This window comes from Burkholderia sp. RF2-non_BP3 (assembly GCF_001522185.1).
Classification (GTDB): Bacteria; Pseudomonadota; Gammaproteobacteria; order Burkholderiales; family Burkholderiaceae; genus Burkholderia; species Burkholderia diffusa.
Genome location: NZ_LOSU01000023.1, coordinates 27,494 through 53,178 on the forward strand (window position 1 = coordinate 27,494; position 25,685 = coordinate 53,178).

Annotated in this window: 18 protein-coding genes; 10 read left to right on the plus strand and 8 right to left on the minus strand. The window is 69.0% G+C overall.

Translation table 11 applies throughout. The features are described 5' to 3' along the window. Nucleotides 1-235: 235 nt before the first annotated feature. From xdhA to WS45_RS08260, 4 genes are all read left to right on the plus strand, one after another. Nucleotides 236-1,795 carry a xanthine dehydrogenase small subunit gene (gene xdhA, locus WS45_RS08245; protein WP_059699326.1) on the plus strand — a complete coding sequence of 520 codons (1,560 nt, stop codon included), beginning with the start codon at nucleotides 236-238 and terminating at the stop codon, nucleotides 1,793-1,795. 18 nt (nucleotides 1,796-1,813) lie between these two features. Beyond that, nucleotides 1,814-4,177: a xanthine dehydrogenase molybdopterin binding subunit gene (gene xdhB, locus WS45_RS08250; protein ID WP_059699328.1), complete on the plus strand. Its 2,364-nt coding sequence runs from the start codon at nucleotides 1,814-1,816 to the stop codon at nucleotides 4,175-4,177. A 1-nt stretch (nucleotide 4,178) separates the two neighbouring features. After that, the gene (xdhC, locus tag WS45_RS08255; RefSeq protein ID WP_059699512.1) at nucleotides 4,179-4,856 is read left to right on the plus strand and encodes a xanthine dehydrogenase accessory protein XdhC; all 678 of its coding nucleotides are present in this window, start codon (nucleotides 4,179-4,181) and stop codon (nucleotides 4,854-4,856) included. A gap of 107 nt (nucleotides 4,857-4,963) precedes the next feature. Continuing rightward, nucleotides 4,964-5,365: a hypothetical protein gene (locus WS45_RS08260; protein WP_059699330.1), complete on the plus strand. Its 402-nt coding sequence runs from the start codon at nucleotides 4,964-4,966 to the stop codon at nucleotides 5,363-5,365. Nucleotides 5,366-5,408: 43 nt separating this feature from the next. On the opposite strand, the gene WS45_RS08265 is transcribed toward WS45_RS08260, so the two are convergent. The 3 genes from WS45_RS08265 to WS45_RS08275 all read right to left on the minus strand — a co-directional run bounded on the left by WS45_RS08265 (nucleotide 5,409) and on the right by WS45_RS08275 (nucleotide 8,635). Beyond that, nucleotides 5,409-6,356 carry a LysR family transcriptional regulator gene (locus WS45_RS08265; RefSeq protein WP_059530460.1) on the minus strand — a complete coding sequence of 316 codons (948 nt, stop codon included), beginning with the start codon at nucleotides 6,354-6,356 and terminating at the stop codon, nucleotides 5,409-5,411. Nucleotides 6,357-6,425: 69 nt separating this feature from the next. Continuing rightward, complete coding sequence (locus WS45_RS08270; RefSeq protein WP_059699332.1) at nucleotides 6,426-7,064, minus strand: 2-hydroxychromene-2-carboxylate isomerase; 639 nt, start codon at nucleotides 7,062-7,064, stop codon at nucleotides 6,426-6,428. A gap of 107 nt (nucleotides 7,065-7,171) precedes the next feature. Beyond that, nucleotides 7,172-8,635, minus strand: coding sequence for a TAXI family TRAP transporter solute-binding subunit (locus WS45_RS08275; protein WP_059699334.1), 1,464 nt, complete (start codon nucleotides 8,633-8,635; stop codon nucleotides 7,172-7,174). A 452-nt stretch (nucleotides 8,636-9,087) separates the two neighbouring features. Here WS45_RS08275 and WS45_RS08280 point away from each other — a divergent pair, with 452 nt between their 5' ends. The 3 genes from WS45_RS08280 to WS45_RS08290 all read left to right on the plus strand — a co-directional run bounded on the left by WS45_RS08280 (nucleotide 9,088) and on the right by WS45_RS08290 (nucleotide 14,224). Then, nucleotides 9,088-9,453, plus strand: a complete 366-nt coding sequence (locus WS45_RS08280; protein ID WP_059699336.1) for a BON domain-containing protein — start codon at nucleotides 9,088-9,090, stop codon at nucleotides 9,451-9,453. Nucleotides 9,454-9,688: 235 nt separating this feature from the next. Then, a complete protein-coding gene (locus tag WS45_RS08285; protein WP_059690717.1) occupies nucleotides 9,689-11,779 on the plus strand; it encodes a D-(-)-3-hydroxybutyrate oligomer hydrolase in 2,091 nt (696 codons plus the stop codon). A 612-nt stretch (nucleotides 11,780-12,391) separates the two neighbouring features. Continuing rightward, entirely contained in the window at nucleotides 12,392-14,224 is a 1,833-nt protein-coding gene (locus WS45_RS08290; RefSeq protein ID WP_059699344.1) for a S10 family peptidase, read from the plus strand. Nucleotides 14,225-14,380: 156 nt separating this feature from the next. On the opposite strand, the gene WS45_RS08295 is transcribed toward WS45_RS08290, so the two are convergent. The 5 genes from WS45_RS08295 to WS45_RS08315 form a co-directional block, all read right to left on the minus strand. Continuing rightward, the gene (locus tag WS45_RS08295) at nucleotides 14,381-15,169 is read right to left on the minus strand and encodes a sulfite exporter TauE/SafE family protein (RefSeq protein WP_059530551.1); all 789 of its coding nucleotides are present in this window, start codon (nucleotides 15,167-15,169) and stop codon (nucleotides 14,381-14,383) included. 279 nt (nucleotides 15,170-15,448) lie between these two features. Further along, nucleotides 15,449-16,888, minus strand: coding sequence for a DHA2 family efflux MFS transporter permease subunit (locus WS45_RS08300; RefSeq protein ID WP_059699346.1), 1,440 nt, complete (start codon nucleotides 16,886-16,888; stop codon nucleotides 15,449-15,451). Between the two features lie 127 nt (nucleotides 16,889-17,015). Next, nucleotides 17,016-17,750: a DsbA family oxidoreductase gene (locus WS45_RS08305; protein ID WP_059699350.1), complete on the minus strand. Its 735-nt coding sequence runs from the start codon at nucleotides 17,748-17,750 to the stop codon at nucleotides 17,016-17,018. 183 nt (nucleotides 17,751-17,933) lie between these two features. Beyond that, nucleotides 17,934-18,728, minus strand: coding sequence for a helix-turn-helix transcriptional regulator (locus tag WS45_RS08310; protein WP_059530436.1), 795 nt, complete (start codon nucleotides 18,726-18,728; stop codon nucleotides 17,934-17,936). Next, a complete protein-coding gene (locus tag WS45_RS08315; RefSeq protein WP_059690721.1) occupies nucleotides 18,725-19,699 on the minus strand; it encodes an ornithine cyclodeaminase family protein in 975 nt (324 codons plus the stop codon). The genes WS45_RS08310 and WS45_RS08315 overlap by 4 nt, the downstream gene beginning before the upstream one ends. 332 nt (nucleotides 19,700-20,031) lie before the next feature. Here WS45_RS08315 and WS45_RS08320 point away from each other — a divergent pair, with 332 nt between their 5' ends. From WS45_RS08320 to WS45_RS08330, 3 genes are all read left to right on the plus strand, one after another. After that, the gene (locus tag WS45_RS08320; protein ID WP_059699352.1) at nucleotides 20,032-20,811 is read left to right on the plus strand and encodes an ABC transporter substrate-binding protein; all 780 of its coding nucleotides are present in this window, start codon (nucleotides 20,032-20,034) and stop codon (nucleotides 20,809-20,811) included. A 67-nt stretch (nucleotides 20,812-20,878) separates the two neighbouring features. Continuing rightward, nucleotides 20,879-22,123: an NAD(P)/FAD-dependent oxidoreductase gene (locus tag WS45_RS08325; protein ID WP_059699354.1), complete on the plus strand. Its 1,245-nt coding sequence runs from the start codon at nucleotides 20,879-20,881 to the stop codon at nucleotides 22,121-22,123. Between the two features lie 486 nt (nucleotides 22,124-22,609). Further along, nucleotides 22,610-25,474: a beta strand repeat-containing protein gene (locus WS45_RS08330; RefSeq protein ID WP_059699356.1), complete on the plus strand. Its 2,865-nt coding sequence runs from the start codon at nucleotides 22,610-22,612 to the stop codon at nucleotides 25,472-25,474. The last annotated feature ends 211 nt before the right edge of the window (nucleotides 25,475-25,685 follow it).

Genomic DNA, 25,685 nt, shown 5'->3' on the forward strand with positions numbered 1-25,685 from the left:
GTTGCCGAAGAATCGCTGACGGCGCGGTACCGGCAAGCCCGGAATCCAGATGGAGCAAGGCGCGCGCCGCCCGTCGGGCGGCCTCGGCGCCCATATCGCGACAGTTATATGGGCCCCATGCGTGATGGGCTATGGGTTGCGGAATTTGATGGTGATAGCGTGCAAACTGTCAGAGAAACGTCGGTCGAGCGCCCCGCGCAGGCCGCCTTGCCCCCACTTGAAGAACGAACGAGACATGAGTGAGCCGATCCGCTTCTACCATCGTCACGCGGTCCGCGAAGTCAGCGGCGCGGACGTCACCCGCACCGTGCTGCAGTATCTGCGCGAGGACGCGCACTGCACCGGCACCAAGGAAGGCTGCGCGGAAGGCGACTGCGGTGCGTGCACGGTCGTCGTCGGCGAGCTGACTGACGCGGGCACCGTCGCGTTCAAGGCCGTCAACGCCTGCATCCAGTTCCTGCCGACGCTCGACGGCAAGGCGCTGCTGACGGTGGAAGACCTGCGCCAGCCGGACGGTTCGCTGCATCCGGTGCAGCAGGCGATGGTCGACTGCCACGGGTCGCAATGCGGGTTCTGCACACCCGGTTTCGTGATGTCGATGTGGGCGCTGTACGAGAAGCACGGCCACGAAGGCTGCGGCAGCGCGTGCGCGAAGGCGAAGGACGTGCCGACGCGCACCGAGATCGCCGATGCGCTGACCGGCAACCTGTGCCGCTGCACCGGCTACCGTCCGATCGTCGACGCGGCCGTGCGGATGTTCGACGCGACCGGCGAAGGTGCGCCGGCGTCCACCGCGCCGGTCGACACGGCCACGCTCGCCCGTACGCTCGCGTCGCTCGAGCGCGACGACACGTTCGACTACACGACGCCCGACGGCGCACGCTTCGCGGCGCCGCGCACGCTCGACGCGCTGGCCGCGCTCAAGGCCGAGCGTCCCGCCGCGCGGATTCTCGCCGGCAGCACCGATATCGGCCTGTGGGTCACCAAGCAGATGCGCCGTCTGGACGACCTGATCTACGTCGGCCAGATCGCCGAATTGCAGAACGTCGTGCACGGCGACGACTGGATCGAGATCGGCGCGGGCGTGACGGTCGAGAACGGGTATGCGGCGCTCGCCGGCACGTATCCCGAACTGACCGAAATGTGGAAGCGCTTCGCGTCGCTGCCGATCCGCAACGCGGGGACGATCGGCGGCAACGTCGCGAACGGTTCGCCGATCGGCGACTCGATGCCGGGCCTGATCGCGCTCGGCGCGCGGGTCGTGCTGCGCGGCGGCGACACGGTGCGCGAGCTGCCGCTCGAGGCGCTCTACACCGGCTATCAGCAAAAGGACATGGCGCCGCACGAATTCGTCGTCGGCCTGAAGGTGCCGACCCGCACCGGCGCGCGCGCGAAGCTGCAGTTCCGGACGTACAAGCTGTCGAAGCGGTTCGACTCCGACATTTCGGCGGTGTGCGCGGCGTTCGCGTTCATCGCGGACGGCGAACTGATCCGCGAGCCGCGCATCGCGTTCGGCGGGATGGCCGCGACGCCGAAGCGCGCGACGCACACGGAAAGCCTGCTCGACGGCGCGCCATGGCACGAAGCCACCGCGCAGGCCGCGATGCAGGCGCTCGAGCGCGACTACCAGCCGCTCACCGACATGCGTGCGACGAGCGCGTATCGCCTCGATACCGCGAAGAACCTGATGTACCGATTCTGGCTGGAGACGCGCCCGCACGACCCGCTGCCGCCGCAGGCGCTGAACGTGCGTGAAGTGGCCGCCGAAGTTGCCAACGACGCGGCGCGCGTCTGACGAGGGAGAACACCGAACATGAACCAGCAAGCAGAACCGTTCCTGAACACCCTCGACCCGCAGGCCGACGCCGCGCAGGTCCACGTCTCGCGCGCGCACGAATCGGCCCACCTGCACGTGAGCGGGCGCGCGACCTACACCGACGACATCCCGCTCGTCGCGGGCACGCTGCACGCGGCGCTCGGGTTGTCCGCGAAGCCGCACGCGAAGATCCTGTCGATGAACTTCGACGCGGTGCGCGCGACGCCCGGCGTGGTCGCCGTGTTCACGGCCGACGACATCCCCGGCGTGAACGACTGCGGCCCGATCATCCACGACGACCCGGTGCTCGCGAAGGGCATCGTGCAGTTCGTCGGCCAGCCGATGTTCATCGTCGTCGCGACGTCGCACGAAATCGCCCGGCTCGCCGCGCGCCGCGCGCAGGTCGACTACGAGGAGCTGCCCGCGATCCTGACCGCGCAGGATGCGCGCAAGGCCGAAACCTACGTGATCCCGCCGCTGAAGCTCGCGCGCGGCGACGCGGCCGCGCGTCTGGCCGCCGCGCCGCATCGCGAGTCGGGCGAGATGCTGCTCGGCGGCCAGGAGCAGTTCTACCTGGAAGGGCAGATCGCCTACGCGGTGCCGAAGGACGACGACGGGATGCACGTGTACTGCTCGACGCAGCACCCGAGCGAGATGCAGCACCTCGTCGCGCACGTGCTCGGCGTCGCGTCGCACAACGTGCTGGTCGAATGCCGCCGGATGGGCGGCGGGTTCGGCGGCAAGGAATCGCAGTCGGGCCTGTTCGCATGCTGCGCGGCGCTCGCCGCGTGGAAGCTGCTGTGCCCGGTGAAGCTGCGCCCCGACCGCGACGACGACATGATGATCACCGGCAAGAGGCACGACTTCCACTACCGCTTCGACGTCGGCTACGACGACGACGGCCGCCTCGACGGCGTCGCCCTCGACATGACGTCGCGCTGCGGCTTCTCGGCGGACCTGTCGGGCCCGGTGATGACGCGTGCGGTGTGCCATTTCGACAACGCGTACTGGCTCGGCGACGTCGCCATCGCCGGCTACTGCGGCAAGACCAACACGCAGTCGAACACCGCGTTCCGCGGTTTCGGCGGCCCGCAGGGCGCGTTCGCGATCGAGTACATCCTCGACGACATCGCGCGCTCGCTCGGCCGCGATCCGCTCGACGTGCGTTACGCGAACCTGTACGGCAAGACCGAACGCAACGTGACGCCTTACGGGCAAACGGTCGAGGACAACGTGCTGCACGAACTGCTCGGCGAACTCGAGACGACGAGCGACTACCGCGCACGGCGCGCGGGCGTGCGCGAGTTCAACGCACGCAACGCGGTGCTGAAGAAGGGCATCGCGCTCACGCCGGTGAAGTTCGGCATCGCGTTCAACGTCACGCACTTCAACCAGGCCGGCGCGCTGGTGCACATCTACACCGACGGCTCGGTGCTCGTGAACCACGGCGGCACGGAGATGGGGCAGGGGCTCAACACGAAGGTCGCGCAGGTGGTCGCGCACGAGCTCGGCATCCGCTTCGGCCGGATCCGCGTGACGGCGACCGACACGAGCAAGGTCGCGAACACGTCCGCGACGGCCGCGTCGACGGGCTCCGATCTGAACGGCAAGGCCGCGCAGGATGCGGCGCGCCAGCTGCGCGAGCGCCTCGCGGCGTTCGCGGCGAAGCAGTTCGGCGACGGCAAGGTCGACGCGGCCGACGTGAAATTCGGCAACGACTTCGTCTGGATCGGCGGCGCGAGCGTGCCGTTCGGCGAGGTGATCGCGAAGGCGTATCTCGCGCGCGTGCAGCTGTGGTCCGACGGGTTCTACGCGACGCCGAAGCTGTACTGGGATCAGTCGAAGCTGCAGGGGCGGCCGTTCTACTACTACTCGTACGGCGCGGCCGTGTCGGAAGTCGTGATCGACACGCTGACGGGCGAGATGCGCACGCTGCGCGTCGACGCGCTGCACGACGTGGGCGCTTCGCTGAACCCGGCGCTCGACATCGGCCAGGTCGAAGGCGCGTTCATCCAGGGGATGGGCTGGCTCACGACCGAGGAACTGTGGTGGAACGCGGGCGGCAAGCTGATGACGCACGCGCCGTCCACGTACAAGATTCCGACCGTCAACGACACGCCGCCCGAGTTCAACGTGCGGCTGTTCCAGAACCGCAACGTCGAGGACAGCATCCACCGGTCGAAGGCCGTCGGCGAACCGCCGTTGTTGCTGCCGTTCTCGGTGTTCTTCGCGGTGCGCGACGCGATTGCCGCGGTCGGCGACTACCGGGTGAATCCGCCGCTCGACGCGCCGGCCACCGGCGAGTCGATCCTGCGTGCGGTGAATGCGGTGCGCGCGGCGAGCGCCGCGCGGGCAGGCTGACATGAAACGGCCCGCCGGCTCACCGCGCCCGCCGCATGCCGCGTCGCATGCGCCCGCCGCCGGTTGCGACGGCGCGTGCGGCAACGCGGCGTCGCCGATACGGACGTTCGCGCCGGGCACCGGCCGGCGCCCCCGCGCGAGCGCCGCGCCGCCGCCGATGCACATCGTGCTGTTCGGCGCGGGGCACGTCGGTCATGCACTCGTCACGCTGCTCGGCGCACTGCCGTGCGTCGTGCAGTGGGTCGACACGCGCGACGAACTGTTCCCGGACGAATGTCCGCCGAACGTGCAGCCGGAGCCGACCGACACGCCGGAGGCCGTCGTCGACGCGGCACCGCCCGGCGCGTATTTCCTCGTGATGACGCACAACCACGCGCTCGATTTCTCGCTCGCCGCGCAGATCATGCGGCGGCGCGACTTCGCGTACTTCGGGATGATCGGTTCGCGCACCAAGCGCGTGAAGTTCGAGCGCCGGCTCGCGGCGCGCGGCGTCGATCCGGCGCGGCTCGCGGAGATGGTGTGCCCGATCGGCATCGCGGGCATCGTCGACAAGGCGCCCGGCGCGATCGCGGTGGCCGTCTGCGCGGAACTGCTGCAGGCCCGCTCGGGCATGGCGGTGGCCGACACGAAGGCGGCCGCGGCGGGGCGCGTGCGCGACGACGTGAGCTGCGCGCGGTAAGGACGGGTAACGACGCAGGTCGGCACGCCCGACGCACGTCCGCGCGTTTTTGCCTACACTGCACGGATCGCGCGGCATCGGGCCGCGCGTCATTTCGTGCAGGCACCATGTCCGATCCCCAGGTCTATCTCGACGCACTCGATGCAAGCCTCGTCGACATCGAGCGCTGGCTGTCCGGCACCGATACTTCACCCGCGACGCTCGATGCGCTGATCGCAGCCTTTTCCGCCGATTTCACGATGATCATGACCGACGGTCGCGCGCTCGATCGCGACGGCACGCGCGCGCTGTTCGCGACGCTCGGCGGCGCGAAGCCGGGGCTGCGCATCGCGCTGTCGGACATCCGCGTGCTGATGGCCGACGCATCGCACGCGGTGCTCACCTATGTCGAGGCGCAGCAGATGGCATCGGGCGAACTGCCCGCGCGTCGCGCGACCGCCGTGTTCGCGCGCGACGCGGCAGGCATCGTGCGCTGGACCCATCTGCAGGAAACCTTCTGCACGGCCTGAGCGCCGGCGCTGCGTCGTCGCGCGCAGGCAATGCCGCGCGGCGTCAGCGCTTGCGGCCGCGTGCGGCGGTCAGCTCGTCGGACACGCTCTGCATCAGCGCGCACAGCCACGCGATGTCGGTCGGGCGGTCGGGGTGCGGGTGCGTGAGCAGGTAGCTCTTGATGCGCGGAAACGGCACGGGCGGCGTGACGACGACGAGCGGCAGCAGCTGCGCATAGTGCGTCGCGAAGCGGCGCGTCGTCGTGAAGATCAGGTCCGACTGCAGCAGCACCTGCGGCACGATCCCGAAATACGGCAGCGTCGTCACGATCCGCCGCGTGAGGCGCGCGCGCGCGAGGCCGATCTCGATCGCGTTGCGCTTGTCGCCGGTGTACGGCGTCGGCGCGACGTGCGCGGCCGCCGCGTAGGCTTCGCGCGTGAGCGGCTCGCGCGCGAGCGGATGCGCGTCGCGCATCAGGCACACGATCGTGTCGGAGAACAGGTCCTGGCGCGCGAACTGCGGGTCGGGCTTCGGCCAGTTGCCGATCACGAGATCGAGCGCGCCCGATTCGAGCGCCTCCGCGTGATCGAGCGCGGGGTTCAGCGAGTCGATTTCCAGATGTGCATGCGGCGCCGCGTCGCGAAAGCGCTCGATCAGCGTCGGCATGAAGAAATCGTTCAGGTAGTCGGGCGCGGCGACGCGGAACGTGCGCCGCGCCGACGACGGGTCGAAGTCGCCGTGCGGCGTCGCGATGAAGTCGACCTCGCGCAGCGCACGCGACGCCGCCCCGAGCAGCGACGCGCCATACTCGGTCGGCACCATCCCGGACTTGCCGCGCACGAGAATCGGGTCGTTCAGCGTCTCGCGCAGCTTGCGCAGCGCGGTGCTGATCGCGGGCTGGGTCTGGTTCAGCCGCAGCGCGGCCTGCGTGACGCTGCGCTCGAGCAGCAGCGTGCGCAATACGCGCACGAGCCAGATATCGAGCGAGGCGGTACGGTCGTCGTCTTCCATCGGTGCGCGGTGATTCGGCAGAAGCGTAACCTTACCGCAGCCACGCGTCGCGGTGCGTGATACCGGCCATCACACGCGCCCCTTCGGCAGCGTGCTGATCCGCTTGACCTCGCGCGACTCGAGCCAGTTCGGCGTGCGCGCGCAGTACAGCACCATCGGCAGCGCGTCCTCGCCCCAGAACAGCTGCTGGTTCATCCAGAACGTCGGTACGCCGAACACGCCGAGCGCGATCGCGTCGTCGGTGTTGCGGCGCAACTGCGCGCTCGTTTCCTCGAATTCGATCAGCTCGTCGCCGTGCCCGACGCCGACGCGCTCGCACAGCGCGGCGAACCCGTTCGGCGTCGACGGATCGTTGCCGTCGTGCCAGATGAAGCGGAACATTTCCAGCACGGTCGCGATGTCGGCGCGCAGCGCGATCGCGAGGCGCAGCACCTTGTCGGAGTCGAACGGATGCGCGGGCGGCATCTTGAAGCGGATGCCGAGCTGTTCGGCGCGAAACAGCGCATGGCGGTACGTGAACATGCGCTTGGCCGGCACGTCGGCGCTCGGGCGCTGTCCCCAGTGGCGCTGCAGGTCGGGCAGCGACACGGCGACGGGGTCGAACGGCACGTCCGGCCACTTGTCGTGCTGTTCGAGCAGCAGGTAGGAGAACGGCGACACGAAGTCGAAGAACCAGGCAGGCTGGGTGGTGTCGAGGCCGGTTGTCATGGCGATCTCCAGAGAGTGGGGCGTGTGCGCCTCGCGGCGGCCTTCATGTTACGTGGCGGCGCGCGGACGCAGCCGCGCGGATGCAGCAATGATCGCGGATCGGCCGCTCATGCGGAACCGGGAGTCGCCCGAGGGGGCTCGCCGGCAGGCGCCGCCGCCGCGCCGCCGCGCGCCGCCGCGGGTCCGCCGGCGCCGGGGGTGCCCGACGTGCCCGACGTGCCCGACGCGGTGTCGTGGTCCTGCGCGGTGAGCCGCTCGCGCACGAAGCCGATGTGCTCGCGCAGCACGTAGAACTGCCCCGCATACGCGAGCGGCATCTTCATCCGGTTCACGGCTTCCTCGATGTCGTCGAGTTCGTCGAGCAGACGGACACGCTCCTCGGCCGTATGCTCGCCGAGCGCGCGGCGCTCGAGCGCGATCAGCGCGCCGTACCAGCGGTAGATGCGCGAACGCACGCGCCAGCCGTACAGCGACGGCACCAGCCGCAGCCCGGGGATCAGCACGACGATCAGCGGCACCACGACGACCAGCAGCCGGTCGACGAGACTCGCGACCCAGAACGGCAGCCGCCGGTACAGGAAGGTCTTGCCCGACTTGTAATAGCGCGCCGCGTCGTCGGACAGCGGGAAGCCGCGCGTGACGGCCGACGGGAATTCGCCCGCGTGCTGCAGGATCGTCGCGTGGCCGTGTACTTCGCGCGCGGCCTCGATCAGCAGGTCGGACAACGCGGGGTGCAGCGAATCGCGCGCGACCAGCTCGATCGTCGGTGCGACCGTATGGATGTCGGCGGGCGGCAGGTTGCGGCCGAGATCGTAGACGCCCATCGGCAGCGTGATCGCGGTCAGGTACGGAAAGCGCCGCGCGTACGCCTCGGCCTGCGTGAACGAGTACACGTGCACGCCGGGCGCGCGGAACAGCTTCGCCATCACCGGGATCTGCGTCGAGTCGCCGGACAGAAAGGCGGCGTCGATCGTGCCGTCGAGCAGCGCGGTCGCGGCGTCCTCGCCGGCCGTCGGCAGCAGCTCGGTCGAGCCGCCCGGCACGATGCCGTTCATCTTCAGCAGCGCCAGGCTCAATTCGCGCGCGCCGCTGCCTTCCGCGCCGAGCGCGAGCCGCTTGCCCTTGAAGTCGGACAGGCGCGCGACCACCGGGCCGCGGTACATGATCGCGAGCGGCACGTAGCCGATGCTGCCGAGCGATACCAGGTGCTCGTCGCGCTCCTTCGGGCCGATGCCGCTCTGCACGAAGCCGACGTCGACCGGCGCGTCCGGGTTCGACAGCCGAGCGAGGTTCTGCGCGGATCCTTCGGATGACTGGACGTCGAGCGTGACGCCGTTCTTCGCGAGGATCGTCTTGTATTTCTGCGCGGCGTTCCAGTAGGTGCTGCCCGGCGGGCCGGACGAAATCACGAGCGTGGACGGCGGCGCCGGCTGGATCAGCTTGACCGCGAGCCAGACCGCCGCGACCGCGAGCAGCACGGTGGGGCCGATCGACAGCGCGAGGTCGCGCCACGACACCGCGACGAAGCGGGCGAGGATGCGGCGGGGCGGGCGAGGGCGGGCTGGCTTCATGAGGTGGCGGATGACACGGGCGTGACGCGTCGATGACGGGCGTCACGGACGATGTACGCGATGCAGGTTCTGGCGGCGATGGTACCCGGTTTCACCCGGCATGCGCGAGTTCGGCGCGGCGGCGCGGCGCGGGACGCGGGCGCGCGAGCCGGCCGCCGCCGGGCGCTCGCGCGTCAAAAGCTTTGCGCTTCGGCGGGCGCTGGATTACATTGTGCGTCGCAGCCGCGACCGATTCGCGCGCGACCCGGCACGCAATAGACCGGGCGCGTCCGGCCGGCGGCTGTCCGGCCCGGCCGGCCCGCATTCGCGTGCGCCGGTCGCCGGCCCGTGTCGCCTCTCTCGCATCGCCGTGGAAATCATCGGCCATCCCGCCCGTTCGCGCGCGGGCCGGCCGCCTTTGGGGGTATCCGGCCGTACTGTGCACGGCCGTTCCGAAGTCATAAGGAGATAGCATGAAGTCGATCGTGTTGAGAGCGTTGGGTGTTGCGGCCGTGGCGGCCTGTCTGTCGGGCAGCGTATATGCGCAGTCGAGCGACGCGGCGGCAACCGAGGCGCCGGCTGCGGCAGCGAGCTCGCCGAAGGCCGCGGCCAAGACCGCGAAGAAGGCGAACCGCCAGCTCGGCTACGCGGTGCGCAAGGCAATTACGAAGGCTGGCGGCATCGACGTGGCGAACCTCGTCGTGCGCTCGAAGGGCGGCGCGATCTCGCTGGAGGGCACGGTGCCCGACCAGGCACAGATCGACAAGGCGGAAGAGGCAGCGAAGAGCGTGAAGGGCGTGACGTCGGTCACGAACAAGCTGACGGTTCAGCAGCAATGATGCCGGGCGGCGGCGCGCCAGCGCCGCGCGCCCGCTTGCGGCGGGCCCCGATGTACCGGGGCCCGTTTGCGCTTTAGAATGCCTCGGGCCTGCCGCTTTGCGCCAGGCCCCCGAACGGGTATCCCCAAGGGTCTTCCTTCGGGACGGAAAGTGCTGGACGGCCCGGCGTTTCTTCTGAGGCCGTGAGCCGCGCACGACGCAGCGGCGGACCGATAACGATATCGAGAGGTCGGCAATGACGACGCACGGGTGGGGCAGTCGGATTCTCTTGGGCGCGGCGCTGGTCGCGGTCGCGATGCTCGGCGCCTGCAACGGCGACGAATCGGGCGAGCGCAACCGGCTGCCCGGTTTCGTGTCCGGCAGCGTGCGCACGACCGCTTACGACGGCTCGAGCGACGATCTGCTGACGGCCGGCCTCGGCAAGACCGGGCTCGCCACGGCCACCGCGCCCGCGTTCGCGAATCCGTCCCGGCCGACGAGCGCCGAGCTGCGCCGGGTCGCGATCTGGTCGAACTACCGCGCGCTCGTCGACATGAGCGCCAATGGCGGCTACGGCCGTTTCTGGGGGCCGAACGTCGATCTCGACGGCAACGACACGCTCGGCGAGGGCAAGATCCCCGGCACCGAATATCTCGCGTATTCCGACGACGGCAGCGGCCGCAAGAACGTGACGCTGCTCGTGCAGGTGCCCGCGAGCTTCGATCCCGCTCAGCCATGCATCGTCACAGCGACGTCGTCCGGTTCGCGCGGCGTGTACGGCGCGATTTCGGCGGCCGGCGAGTGGGGCCTCAAACGCGGCTGCGCGGTCGCATACAACGACAAGGGCGGCGGCAACGGCGCGCACGAACTCGGCACCGACACGATCACGCTGATCGACGGCACACTCGCCGACGCCGTGCTCGCCGGCAACGCCAGTCTCTTTACCGCCAACGTCACGAGCGGCGACCTGGCCGCGTTCAACAGCCGTTTCCCGAACCGCTACGCGTTCAAGCACGCGCATTCGCAGCAGAACCCCGAGCAGGACTGGGGGCATGTGACGCTGCAGTCGGTCGAATTCGCATACTGGGCGCTCAACGAGCAGTTCGGGCCGCTGCTCGACGGCTCGCATCACGGCGTGCGGTACCGCCCGGGCGACATCACGACGATCGCCGCGTCCGTCAGCAACGGCGGTGGCGCGGCGCTCGCGGCGGCCGAGCAGGACACGCGCCGCTGGATCACCGCGGTCGTGGTCGGCGAGCCGCAGGTCAACGTGCGGATGGCGCCGAACGCGGTCGTGCGCGAGGGCGGCCAGCCGGTGCCGTCGTTCGGCCGGCCGCTGGCCGACTACGCGACGCTCGCGAACCTGCTGGAGCCGTGCGCGGCCGCATCGGCGTCGCTCGCGGGCGCGCCGTACCTGAGCGCGCTGCCGGCCGCCACCACGCAGTCGATCCGCACGCAGCGCTGCGCGACGCTCGCCGCGGCGGGGCTCGTGTCGGGCGCCGATACGCAAAGCCAGGCCGCCGACGCGCTCGCGCAACTGCATGCGGCCGGCTATCTCGCCGACTCCGACCTGCTGCAGGCGCCGATGTGGGATTCGCAGGCGATCCCGGCCATCGCGGTCACCTATGCGAACGCGTATACGCGCTCGCGCGTGACCGACAATCTGTGCAATTTCAGCTTCGCGACCACCAGCGCGGCGACGGGCACGGTCGCGCCGCCCGCCACGTCGCCGATGCCGGCCGTGTTCGGCCTCGGCAACGGCGTCCCGCCGACCGCCGGCGTCAGTCTCGTGTTCAACACCGGCGCGGGTGTCGACCACCGGCTCGCGACGCCCGATGCGAGTTTCGCGGGCGCGCTGTGCCTGCGGCAGCTGTGGACCAACGGGATGCTCGACATGCCGGCGAACGTGGACGCGGTGCGCGTGAACGCGAACCTGCAGGGCAAGCCCGCGATCATCGTGCAGGGCCGCAGCGACGCGCTCGTGCCCGTCAATCACGCGTCGCGCGCATACGTCGCGCAGAACGGCATCAGCGAAGGCGGCCGCAGCCAGCTCGTGTTCTACGAGGTGACGAACGGCCAGCACTTCGATGCGTTCCTGCCCGTCGCGGGCTTCGACACGCGCTTCGTGCCGGTCCACTACTACAACCTTCAGGCGCTGAACCTGATGTGGCGGCACCTGAAGAGCGGTGCCGCGCTGCCGCCGTCGCAGGTGATCCGCACGGTGCCGCGCGGCGGCACGCCGGGCGCCGCGCCGGCGTTGACGAGCGCGAACCTGCCGCCGATCTCGGCGTCCCCCGGCGCGAACACGATCACGACCGGCGCCGGCGCGATCGACGTGCCGCTCTGACGGCGCCCGCCGCGCCGCGATACGGAAGCCGGACAGTTGTCCGGCTTTTTTCTTTTCGGCGCCTGGAATCCGTCCCGCATTGGCCTCTACCGGAATGGCACGCGCTGTAACAAATTATTACTTTACGGCGGAAAACCCGGAATCTATTATGCGCCGATATTTTCACTTAATTTAATAAATTCCCGTAAAGACAATATTCCTTTCCATATAGTTAATCGATCCTTTCGATTTTATTAAATCGGCTCGAACTGCGATTGGTCGCCGTTTGGTGATTGATCGGCATTTCGCCGAGGGGGATTGTTCGTCTGTTGGAAGCGAAGGCGCCTTGTCTGGCGGGCTTTGCGGGGAATGCTTTTGCTTGCTGTTTCTCGCGCGTGCAGATAGTGGGACTGAATTCGCATTGCCGCGCATTATTGAATCGTTGTTTGCAATGGAATTGATTCCATTGCGCGGTCGCGGAATATGGGTGGGGTAAATCGTGCCGATCGGTATTCACCGATCCGGTAAAAAACTCGGAGTGCATCGCAAAACGAATGTGCTCCCGGTGCGGAGCGCCGACGCAAATGATCCTTTGCGACCGGCGGTATTTATCGTTCTGTTCGAGAGGCAATAATGACGACACTGAAGTCCTTGAAAGACGGTTTCGCGCTATTTGGAACGACACTGCGCCTGCCGCTCGCCGCAGCCGCGGCGGCGCTGCTCGTCACGGGGTGCGGCGGCGACGACGGGTCCGGCCCGACCGCCGCCACCGCGGCGGCCGCGACGACGTCGAACGGCAGCACGGCGGCCACCACCAATGCCACGGCCGCCGTCCCGGCCGACCAGCCGTACGTCGACAACGACGTGTACGGCACCGGGCCGAACGACGCGGTCACGGATTCGACCGAAGGGGCCGCGGTCGTGCACCGCCAGGTCACGATCGGCGGCAAGACCGTCCAGTACACGGCCACCACGGGCCACCTGACCACCATCGATCCGATCACGTCGGCGCCGAACGCGAAGATGTTCTACGTCGCGTACACGCAGGACAACCCGGACCCGTCGAAGCCGCGCCCGGTCACGTTCTTCTACAACGGCGGCCCCGGGTCGTCGTCGGTCTACCTGCTGCTCGGCTCGTACGGGCCGAAGCGCCTGCAGTCGTCGTTCCCGAACTTCACGCCGCCGGCCCCGTACAAGCTGCTCGACAACCCGGACAGCCTGCTCGACCGCACCGACCTCGTGTTCATCAATCCGGTCGGCACCGGCTACTCGGCGGCGATCGCCCCGGCGAAGAACAAGGACTTCTGGGGCACCGACCAGGACGCGCATTCGATCGATCGCTTCATCCAGCGCTACCTGACCAAGTACTCGCGCTGGAACTCGCCGAAGTTCCTGTATGGCGAGTCGTACGGCACGGCGCGTAGCGCGGTCGTGTCGTGGGTGCTGCACGAGGACGGCATCGACCTGAACGGGATCACGCTGCAATCGTCGATTCTCGACTATGCGAACGCGCTGTCCGCGCCGGGCACCTTCCCGACGCTCGCGGCCGACGCGTTCTACTGGAAGAAGACGACGCTCAACCCGACGCCGACCGATCTCGACGCGTACATGGTGCAGGCCCGCAACTACGCGGACAACACGCTCGCGCCGCTCGCGCAGAAGCCGAATCCGCAGGACGGCGGCTTCGTGAACGTGCGGCTGAACCTGAATCTGCAGACCGCGCAGCAGATGGGCTCGTACATCGGCACGGATCCGACGTCGCTGATCCAGACGTTCGGCAACCCGGCCGCGCTCGGCAATGTGCCGTCGTCGGACGACAACCCGCCGTACACGTTCTTCCTGACGCTCGTGCCGGGCACGCAGATCGGCCAGTACGACGGTCGCGCGAACTTCACGGGCAAGGGCATCGCGCCGTACATCCTGCCGAACTCGGGCAGCAACGATCCGTCGATCACGAACGTCGGCGGCGCGTACACGGTGCTGTGGAACAGCTACATCAACACCGACCTCAAGTACACGTCGACGTCGTCGTTCGTGGACCTGAACGACCAGGTCTTCAACAACTGGGACTTCAGCCACACCGACCCGACCGGCGCGAACAAGGGCGGCGGCAATACGCTGTATACGGCCGGCGACCTGGCGGCGACGATGAGCGTGAACCCGGACCTGAAGGTGCTGTCGGCGAACGGGTATTTCGATGCGGTCACGCCGTTCCACCAGACCGAGCTGACGCTCGCGCAGATGGCGCTCGATCCGACGCTCAAGGCGCAGAACCTGACGATCAAGAACTACCCGTCGGGCCACATGATCTACCTGAACGACGCGTCGCGGACCGCGCTGAAGGGCGACCTCGCCAACTTCTACGACGGGATCCTCGCGAACCGTACCGCGCTGCAGCGCGTGCTGAAGCTGCAGGCGCGCACGCAGCAGCTCAAGCAGCAACAGTTGAAGCAGCAGGGGCAGTAAGCATCGCGTTGCGGCCCGCACGGTCCGGCCTTGCGCCGGGCGGTGCGGGTTCGCGAGGCCCCGGATGGACGACAGCCCGATCGGCGCAGGCCGGTCGGGCTGTTTTTTTCGGAGGATGGCGGTGCCGGCGGCCGAGGCGGCGCCCGGCGGCGCGACCTACGCGAGCACGAGCCGCACGCCGACCGCGACGAGCGTCGCGGCGAGCAGGTTGCGGAGCAGCCGTTCGGGCGCGCGTGCCGACAGCAGGCTGCCGAGCACGATGCCGGGCAGCGAGCCGAGCAACAGCGACAGCAGCATCGACCAGTCGACCGAGCCGAGCAGCCAGTGGCCCATGCCCGCGACGAGCGTGAGCGGCACCGCGTGCGCGATGTCGGAGCCGACGATGCGCGTGGTCGCGAGCATCGGGTACAGCAGCAACAGCACGGTGACGCCGATCGCGCCGGCGCCGACCGAGGTCATCGACACGAGCGCGCCGAGCACGGCGCCCGTCAGCACGGTCGACCCCAGCGTGCGCATGGGGCTCGGTGCGAGCGGGTTGCGCGCGGCGAGTGCGGTCAATTGCGGACGGAAGATCAGCGCGAGCGACGTGAGCAGCAGCGCGACGCCGAGCACCAGCTGGATCAGCCGCGCGGTGCCGGGCGAATTCATCCCGTGCGTGTGCAGCACCCACAGCGTGACGGCCGCGGCCGGGACGCTGCCGGCCGCGAGCCGGCCGGTGATGCGCCAGTCGATCGACCCCTTCAGCCCGTGGACGAGCGTGCCGGTGGCCTTGGTCGCGGCCGCGTACAGCAGGTCGGTGCCGACCGCCGTCGCGGGGTGGATGCCGAACAGCAGCACGAGGATCGGCGTCATCAGCGAACCGCCGCCGACGCCCGTCAGGCCGACGAGAATGCCGACGAACAGGCCGGACAGGGAGTACAGCAGATCGATATGGGGAAGCGACATCGGAAGCAGGCGGTTATGCGGCGTTCGGCGGCGGCGCGCGGCCGCGGCGCGCGCATCAAAGTCCGCCATTGTCGCAAAAGTGGCGCGTCGGTGTACGACTACGTTAAAAATCGGCGCGGAAGGCCCGCTGGACGGGCCGTGGGTGGCCGGTGAAACGGTCGTTTGAATGGGGCCGGGCCTGACGCGGCCGTGCGCCGGCGTCGGCGGGTGTTTCGCCGATGGTTTGCCATCGGGCATGACGGGGGCGACGCGCGTCCCCGGTTCAGGTACGGACGGCCGTCAATGCATCGCGGGACCGACGCCGGCAACGGCGTCCTGGCGGCGGATGCGCAGCGCGAGGCCGAGCAGCCCGGCCGCGGCCGCACAAGCCGCGCCGACCGCGAACGCGGCGTGGTAGCCGCCGTTCAGCGCGTCGAGCGGCGTGGCGTGCGCCGCCGCGAGCGCATCGGTGCGCGCGGCCGCGAGGCTCGCGAGCACGGCGAGGCCGAGTGCGCCGCCCATCATGAACGCGGTGTTGACGATGCCCGACGCAAGCCCCGAATCGGCCGGATCGACGTCGCTCATCGCGGCGAGCAGCACCGGATTGAACGCGACGCCGGCGCCGATGCCGAGCAACGTCATGCCCGGCAGCACGTGCCAGATGAAGCTGCCGTCCGCCGGCGCGCGGGAGAACAGCGCAAGGCCGCACGCCGCGATCAGCAGGCCGGCCGCGATCGGGCCGCGGATGCCGAAGCGCATCACGATCCGCGCCGACAGCCCGAGCGAGAACGCGGCCATGATCAGGTTCGCCGGCAGGAACGCGAGCCCGACCTGCAGCGGCCCGTAGCCGAGCACGCGCTGCATGTAGAGCGCGGACAGGAAAAACCACGCGAACATGGCCGCCGCCCACAGCACGCCGATCACGTTCGCGAGCGCGACGTTGCGCGCGGCGAACAGCGTGAGCGGCATCAGCGGATGCGCGACGCGCGCCTCGATCGCGATGAACAGCGCGAGCAGCACGACGGCCGCGCCGATCAGCGCGATGGTCTGCGTCGACAGCCAGCCGGCCTCGTTGCCGCCGACGATCCCGTAGACGGCGAGCATCAGCGACGCGGTCACGGTGATCGCACCCGCCACGTCGAGCCGCGCGGCGCCGGCCGGCGCGCGCATGCGCGGCAGTAGCGCGACGCACATCGCATAGACCGCGATGCCGATCGGCAGGTTGACGAGGAAGATCCAGTGCCACGACAGCGTGCTCGTCAAGAGCCCGCCGAGCAGCACGCCGATGCTGCCGCCGCCCGCGCAGACGAAGCCGTAGACGCCCATCGCGCGGGCCCGTTCGCCCGGTTCGGTGAAGAGATTCATGATCAGCGACAGCGACACGGCCGACACGATCGCGCCGCCGAAACCCTGCACCGCGCGCGCGGCGATCAGCATCGCCTGCGATTGCGCGAGGCCGCAGGCGAGCGATGCGAGCGTGAACACGACGAGGCCGGCGAGGAACATGCGCCGCTGGCCGTACAGGTCGCCGAGCCGGCCGCCGAGCAGCAGGCAGCCGCCGAACGTCAACAGGTACGCGTTGACGACCCACACGAGGGCCGTCTCGGTGAAATGGAGGTCGGTGCTGATCGACGGTAGCGCAACGTTCACGATCGTGCTGTCGAGCACGATCATCAGCACGCCGAGGCAGAGGACGATCAGCGCGTACCAGCGCTTCTCGCCGTGGATCCCGTGGGTCATGGGCTGGCCGCCTTCTCTCTGATAGTTATTTGAAAGGCTGCATTGTAGACGTCATTCGCGCGCGCTTCCTGCCGGTTTATGGCAGGAGCGACGCGTAGCGGCGGCGCGCGTCGCGCGGCGCCGGAGGTTATCCGCGCGGCGGCAGTTCGCAGCCGTCGGGGCCGCACGCGGCGGCGGCGTCGCCGGCGAATTCGACGATGGCGCCGTCGCGCCACGCCTGCTCGAGCGCCTGCGCGAACACGTCGGCCGGCTGGGCGCCCGATACCGCGTAGCGGCCGCCGAACACGAACAGCGGCACGCCGCGTCCGCCGATCTGCGCCGCGCGCGCGATGTCGGCCTCGACTTCGTCACGGTACGCGTCGCTGCGCAGCACGGCTTCGACGGCCGAGCGCTCGAGCCCCGCTTCGACCGCGAAGTCGATCAGCGACGCGTGGTCGAACAGCGAGCCGTGCTCGCAGAAATACGCGCGGTACAGCCGCTCGGTCAGCGCATGCGCACGGCCGGTCGCCTCCGCGAGCTTCACGAGCCGGTGACCGTCGAGCGTGTCGCCGACGAACGTGCCGGGCAGGTCGTAGCTCAGCCCGACGCTCGCGGCCGCATCGGTCACCTGGCGCAGCATCTGGTCGACCTGCGCGGGCGACATCCGGTACTTGCCCGCGAGCATCGCCTCGACCGGTTCGACCGGCTGGCCCGGCATCAGCCGGTACGCGCGCAGCGCGACGTCGACGTGCTCGGCGTGCGCGAACGCGGCGAGCGCCTCGTCGAAGCGGCGCTTGCCGATCCAGCACCATGGGCAGATCAGGTCGGACCAGATTTCGACGGTCAGGATCGGGCGGGCAGTCGGGGCAGGGGTGGTCGTCATGAGCGGTCCGGGGCGGCGAATAAATGTAACCGGGACTATATCACTTTATGCTTCGATGCTTCGTCTGGGTCTCGCCCGGGCCGAACGGCGCGGCCCGGATGCTTCACGAAGCATAGTCACGGACCGGGTGTACCGGTAGCGATTGTCGATCCCAGTCGGGGCGCCGCCCGCTGCGCGCGCCGCTTACACGTCGCCCTGCGTTTCCTTCAGATGCTTCAGGTGCTTGTAGACGGTCGCACGCCCCATCCCGAGCACGTTGGCGACGTAGTTCGCGGCGCTCTTGCCGCGGAACGCGCCTTCCGCGTACAGCGCCTCGACGAGCTCGCGCCGGTGCTCGCGCGTGAGCCCGTTCAAGCCGACCTGCCGCTCGCGCAGCCAGCCGTGCAGGAACGTGTTGATGCGTTCCTGCCAGTCGTCGCGGAACAGCTCGTCCGGTTGCGCGACGATGCCCGCGCCCTTGATGAACACGTCGAGCGTCGCGCGGACGTCGTCGAACACCGCGATGTTGAAGTTGATGCACATCATCCCGGCCGGGCGGCCTTCGTCGTCGAACAGCACGTTGCTCACGCAACGCATCCGCCGGCCGTCCCAGTTCAGCTTTTCGTACGGACCGATCACGCGCTCGCGCGCCGAATGATCGATTTCCTCGAGTGCGGAGTCGTCGCCGACCTCGCGCTTCGACAGGTTGTTCGCGAGATACAGCACGGTCTGGTCGTGCAGGTCGTGGATCACGACTTCCGCATACGGGAAGAACAGCGCCGCGATGCCGTCGGCGATCGGCGCATAGCGGGTGAGCAGCAGGTCTTTGACGGGGGATTGCTTCTTGCGCATCGGAATCGCCATCTCGGGTGAGCGGGGGCCGGGCGGTGCATCGGCGCGGCGCGCCGGCGTGCCGTCGACCGGCTGCTCCGTGCGCCCGCGCGCTGCCGCCGCGGCGGTTGCGCCATTGTATCGGCCCCGCGTGCGCGCGCCGCTCATGCGCGCGTCAGATGCGTGTACAGCGCATGGGCGATCGCGATGTCCTCGAGCCCGAGGCCGATCGAGCGGAAGAATGCATGACGCGTGCGCGACGGCGCCGCGCAGGTGCCGGCGACGAGCGCGGGCAGGTCGCCGACGATCCGCTCGGGCGTCCAGCCGTGCCCGGCCGCCGCGATCTGCATCTCGCCCGCGCTCGCGGGCGTCGTGTGCCGGTAGTCGCAATACACGTCCATGTCGGGCAGCCACGCGGGCGGGATTTCGTGCGCGCGCGCGACGTTGGTGCTGATCGACGTGACGAGCGCGGGGCGCGTGAGCATGCCGTCGGCGAGCACCGGCGTGCCCGACGACGTGCACAGCATCACGACGTCCGCGTCGCGCACGCACGCCTCGACGCTGGCGGCCGCACGGGCCCGCGGATCGATCCGCGCGAGCGTCGCCTGCAGCGCCGGGTCGCCGGCGAGCGCGGGCGAATGAACGCTGATCGATGCCCAGTCGCGCAATGCCGCGGTGTGGCGCAGATGCGCGAGGCCGACCGCGCCCGTGCCGATCACGGCGAGGCGGCGCGCGTCGCGCGGCGCGAGGCAGTCGACCGCGAGCGCCGTCGTGCCGGCCGTGCGCTCGACCGTCAGCAGCCCCGCGTCGCACCACATCAGCGGCTGGCCGGTGCGCATCGACATCAGCGCGGTCCATGCGGTGACGATCGGTCTCCCGTCGGGTTTGCCGCCGGTCGCGACGTACGGCGACAGCTTCGCGCCGAACACCTGCTCGTCGGCGAGCGCGCCGAGATACGTGATGAAATCGCCGGCCTGCTCCGGGAACAGCGTGAGCGTCTGCGGCGGCTGCACCGCGCGGGCCGACGCGAGCGACGCGAACATGCGGCGCAGCGTGCCGAGCACGTCGAGCGACGGCAGCGCCGCGCGCACCGCGGCTTCGTCGACGGTCAGCGGCAGGGTCGGGGCGGGTTGCGTCATGGGACTTCTCCGGTCGGGGCCGGACAGGACAGTCTCGACATAGCGCGTCCGGCGGTGTTCGTGGTGGACTAAAAGTCTAATATAGACAAAGTAGGTTGGGTGGATTTTTCTTTTGAGGAACGAGGGGATTTGATTTCCTCGGAAAAAACATCGATAAATCAGTGGTGATGAGCAATCTCGACTGCATCTCAAGGGACTGCATGAGCGTCGGATTATCGTATCCCCTATAGTCTATAGTAGACTAAGAGTCTATATTTTCGCGTGCAGACCGGCGTGCCGCCGCACGATGACCGGTCTTCATCGCCTCAATCCGGAATCGAAGGACATCCGTCATGAACTGGAAGCTTTCCCTCTGCGCCGTCGCGGCGCTTGCGTGCGCGGCCGTCACGGCCCACGCGGAACAGACCACGCTGCGCTTCGGGATCGAAGCCGCGTATCCGCCGTTCGAGAGCAAGACGCCGGCCGGCCAGCTGCAGGGTTTCGACATCGACATCGGCAACGCGGTGTGCGCGAAGCTGAACATGAAGTGCGTGTGGGTCGAGAATGCGTTCGACGGGCTGATCCCGGCGCTGCAGGCGCGCAAGTTCGACGCGATCAATTCGGCGATGAACATCACCGCGAAGCGCAAGCAGAGCATCGATTTCACGCCGGCGATCTACGTGGTGCCGATCGTGATGGTCGCGCACCGCGGTTCGCCGCTGCGGCCCGATGCCGCAAGCCTGCGCGGCAAGCACGTCGGCGTGCTGCAGGGCTCGTCGCAGGAGGATTTCCTGAAGGCGCACTGGGCGAATGCGGGCGTGGCCGTCGTGTCGTACCAGGATCAGGACCAGATTTATGCCGATCTCGTTGCCGGGCGTCTCGACGCGGCCGTGCAGGAGGCGCAGACCGCGCAGGACGGTTTCCTCGACAAGCCGGCCGGCCGCGACTATCAAATCGTCGGCGACGCGCTGAAGGATCCCGCGACGCTCGGCGAAGGCACCGGCTTCGGGATGCGCAAGGGCGACAAGGCGCTGCAGGCGAAGATCGTCGGCGCGCTGGACGCGCTGAAGAAGGACGGCACGCTGAGCGCGCTGTCGCAGAAGTACTTCAAGCGCGACATCGTCGCGAAGTAAGCCTGGCCGCGCGCCGGCCGCGGTGCCGGCGCGCGTCGCACCGAATCTCGACGCAGTACGGGGAAGCATGGATTTCGACGTCATCGTTCTGGGGGCCGGCATCGTCGGCGTGTCGTCGGCGCTGCATCTGCAGGATCGCGGGCTGCGCGTCGCGCTCGTCGACCGGCGCGCGCCCGGCGAGGAGACGAGCCACGGCAATGCCGGGCTGATCGAGCGCTCGTCGGTCGTGCCGTATGCGTTCCCGCGCCGTCTCGGCACGCTGCTGCGCTACGCGCGCAACCGCTCGGTTGATCTGTACTGGGATTACAAGGCATTGCCCGCGTATGCGGGCTGGCTCGCGCGCTTCTGGCGCGAATCGTCGCCGCAGCGGCTCGCGGCCGCCGCGCGCGACATGCTGCCGCTCGTCGCGGCGAGCGTCGTCGAGCACGACGCGCTGCTCGCGCGCACCGACGCGCAGCCGCTCGTGCATGACGGCGGGTGGATCGAGGCGTTCCGTTCGCCGGCGCTGTTCGACGCGGAAACGCGCGCGCAGCAGCGGGTGGCCGACGCGCACGGGTTGCGGATGAGCGTCCTCGACGCGCGCGCGTTGCGCGAACGCGAGCCCGGCATCGGCGACGCATTCTGCGGCGCATTCCACTGGCAGGACCCGAAGACCGTGTCGAGCCCCGGGGGCCTCACGAAGGCGTACGCGCGGCTGTTCGAGCGCGACGGCGGCACGTTCGTGCACGGCGACGCGACGACGCTCGCGCAGGTGAGCGACGGCTGGCGGGTCAAAACCGAGCATGGGCCGATCGCGGCCCGCTCGGCCGTGGTCGCGCTCGGGCCGTGGTCCGATCACGTGTTCGCGCCGCTCGGCTACCGGATTCCGCTGCGCGCGAAGCGCGGCTATCACATGCATTACCGGCCGACCCGCGCGCCGCTGAACGTGCCCGTGTGCGATACCGAGGCGGGTTTCGTCGTCGCGCCGATGGAGGGCGGCCGCCTGCGGCTCACGACCGGTGTCGAGATCGCGTTGCGCGGCGCACCGCCGACCGGCGTGCAGCTCGCGCGCGCCGAGCCGCTGGCGCGCGACGCGTTCGGCATCGGCGAGCGGCTCGATCCGGCGCCGTGGCTCGGCATGCGACCGTGCACGCCCGACATGCGTCCGGTGATCGGGCCTGCGCCGCGCCATCGTCATCTGTGGTTCGCGTTCGGCCATTGTCACCACGGGCTCACGCTCGGCCCCGCGACCGGGCGTCTGCTCGCCGAGATGATGACGGGCGAGCCGACCTACATCGATCCCCATCCATACCGACCCGCGCGCTTCGGCTGAGCGCGTTTCGATGTGACGGCCGCCCCGGTGCGGCCGTCACATTTTTTCATTTGGTAATCCGCGCTGCATTATCCGCGGTCGCGCGAATGGAAATTGTCTGCGTAATTGATCGGAAAGAAAATCGCCAAATAAGAAAATCGGTAAACAAGCGATTTATTAATGCATTTTCATGAAAATGAAATGCGAAACAGGCGATTCGGCCGGGCAATCCGGCGGCGCTTTCGTGCCGGACGTTCCGATGTGGCACGGAATGTACCGGAACACGTTACTTCGGGCCTCGCAAACGTTACGTTACATCCGCGCGCCCGACGCCTGATTCATCAGATGATTATGGCTGTGCGATCCGCTTATTTGCCCTGAAATCCATATAAAACCGTTATTGGCTTGCAATGAGCCGACGAATCAATTCGCTTTAACCGGGTGGCACACTTCGTGCAATCCGTCCCCATGCTTTATCAACGTAGTGCCAACCGAGATGGGGTAAAGATGGGACAAAAGCTTAAATTGACGGGTGTGGCGCTGTCGGTCGCGACGGTGTTCGGGGTACTGGCTTCCGGTTCGGCTATCGCGGGGACGCTCGATGCGCTGCCGCTTCCGCAGGTAATCGTGAATCCGCCGACGAACAGCGTCTCGATCGGGCTGGCCGCGACCGGCACGTCGCCGCTGGGTTCGGTCACCGTGGCGGCGGGCGGATCGGGCGCGATCCAGACGTCGCTCGGCAATCCGGCGCAAGCCTTGTCGGGCGCGGTGAACGCGCTGCAAGGCGCGCTCGGCGGCGCTGGCGGCACGGTGACGCCGCTCGCGCCGGTGCAAGGCGTGGTGAACCAGGTGACGGGGGCGCTTGGTGGCGGTAATCCGGCGGGTGCGTTGACTGGCGCGCTGGGCACGGCGACGGGGACGTTGAGCAATGCGGTTGGTACGGTGACGGGCGCGCTGGGCAACGTCGGCGGTGGGGCGAATCCGCTGGCGCCGGTTCAAGGCGTCGTCAATCAAGTAACGGGGGCGCTCGGCGGCGGCAATCCGGCAGGTGCGTTGACCGGCGCATTGGGTACGGTCACGGGTGCGCTGGGTAACGTCGGCGGCGGTGCAAACCCGCTGGCGCCGGTTCAAGGCGTGGTCAATCAAGTGACGGGCGCGCTCGGCGGCGGCAATCCGGCGGGTGCGTTGACTGGCGCGTTGGGTACGGTGACGGGTGCGCTGGGTAACGTCGGTGGCGGCGCAAACCCGCTGGCGCCGGTTCAAGGCGTCGTCAATCAAGTAACGGGGGCGCTCGGCGGCGGCAATCCGGCAGGTGCGTTGACCGGCGCGTTGGGCACGGTCACGGGTGCGCTGGGTAACGTCGGCGGCGGTGCAAACCCGCTGGCGCCGGTTCAAGGCGTGGTCAATCAAGTGACGGGCGCGCTCGGCGGCGGCAATCCGGCGGGTGCGTTGACTGGCGCGCTGGGTACGGTGACGGGTGCGCTGGGTAACGTCGGTGGCGGCGCAAACCCGCTGGCGCCGGTTCAAGGCGTCGTCAATCAAGTAACGGGGGCGCTCGGCGGCGGCAATCCGGCAGGTGCGTTGACCGGCGCGTTGGGCACGGTCACGGGTGCGCTGGGTAACGTCGGCGGCGGTGCAAACCCGCTGGCGCCGGTTCAAGGCGTCGTCAATCAAGTGACGGGCGCGCTTGGCGGTGGCAATCCGGCGGGTGCGTTGACTGGCGCGCTGGGCACGGTGACGGGTGCACTGGGTAACGTGGGCGGCGGTGCAAACCCGCTGGCGCCGGTTCAAGGCGTGGTCAATCAAGTGACGGGCGCGCTCGGCGGTGGCAATCCGGCGGGTGCGTTGACTGGTGCGCTGGGCACGGTCACGGGTGCACTGGGTAACGTGGGCGGTGGTGCAAACCCGCTGGCCCCGGTTCAAGGCGTCGTCAATCAAGTGACGGGCGCGCTCGGTAGCGGCAACCCGGCAGGTGCGTTGACCGGTGCGTTGGGCACGGTGACGGGTGCACTGGGTAACGTTGGGGGCGGCGCGAATCCGCTGGCGCCGGTGCAGGGCGTGGTGAATCAAGTGACTGGCGCGCTCGGCGGCGGCAACCCGGCAGGTGCGTTGACCGGCGCGCTGGGCACGGTCACTGGCGCACTCGGCAACGTCGGCGGCACGAACCCGCTGACACCGATCCAGAACGTCGTCGACCAGGTCACGGGCACGGTGGGCAGCGGCAATCCTGCCGGTGCGCTGAGCAATGCGGTCAATACGATCACGGGGACGCTCGGCAACATCGGTGGCGCATCGAGCCCGCTGGCACCGGTGCAAGGCGCCGTCACGCAACTCGCCGGCACGCTTGGCAACGGCAACCCGGCCAGTGCACTGACGGACGCCGTGAACTCGATGACGGGCGCACTCGGCAACCTCGGCGGCACGAATCCGTTGGCGCCGGTGCAGGGCGTCGTGAACCAGGTCGTCGGCACGTTGTCGGGCGCCGGCGGCGGCAGCCCGATCGCGCCGATCACGAACCTCGTCAGCGGCCTCCAGAACGCACTGCCGACGGGTGGCAATGCGGCCGGCGCGCTGACCGGTGCGATCGGTTCGGTCACGAGCACGCTCGGCAATCTCGGCGGCACGAACCCGCTGGCCCCGGTGCAAGGCGTCGTGAACCAGGTGGTCGGCACGCTCGGCAGCGGTAACCCGGCAGCCGCACTGAGCAACGCAGTCAGTTCGGTAACGGGCGCACTGGGCAACCTCGGCGGCACGAATCCGCTGGCGCCGGTGCAAGGCGTCGTGAACCAGGTGGTCGGCACGCTCGGCAGCGGCAACCCGGCAGCCGCACTGAGCAACGCGGTGAATTCGGTAACGGGCGCACTCGGCAACCTCGGCGGCACGAATCCGCTGGCGCCGGTGCAGGGCGTCGTGAACCAGGTCGTCGGCACGCTGTCGGGCGCAGGCGGCAGCCCGATCGCGCCGATCACGAACCTCGTCGGCGGTCTGACCGGCGGCAGCAACCCGGCCGGCGCACTGACCGGTGCGCTCGGTTCGGTGACGGGCGCCCTCGCGAACGGCCCGGCAGCCCTCGGGCAGGCGGCCGGCGCGCTGTCGGGCGCCGCCGGTTCGACGGCTGCGGCGGGCGGCAGCCTGCTCGGCTCCGGCGCGAGCGCGGCCGGCAGCACGGCGGGCGCGACCGGTTCGCTGGTGTCGACGACCGGCAACGCGACGGCAACGGTCGTCAACGCCGTCGGCACGACGCTGGGTACGGCACTGGGTTCCACGCCGAGCCTGTCGGTCACGCCGCACTCCGGCAACGGCTCCGCGAACAACCCGCTCGCACCGGTGTCGACGCTGCTGCAGGCGGTGACTGGCGCATTGCCGAAGTAACCGGCCGGAACGCGCGGCGGCGGTCCATCGCCTGCCGCGTGCAACGGGTCGTACGACGCGGCATGACAGCAATGTCATGCCGCGTTTTTCTTTGGGATCCCGAGGTGTTTCGTGCGAGGAATGGCGCCGCTTCGTGGGGCGGCATGGAATAACTGGCCGGATTCGTCCGTTTACATACCGAGTCTCGGCGCGGCCGGACAGCGGGATAATG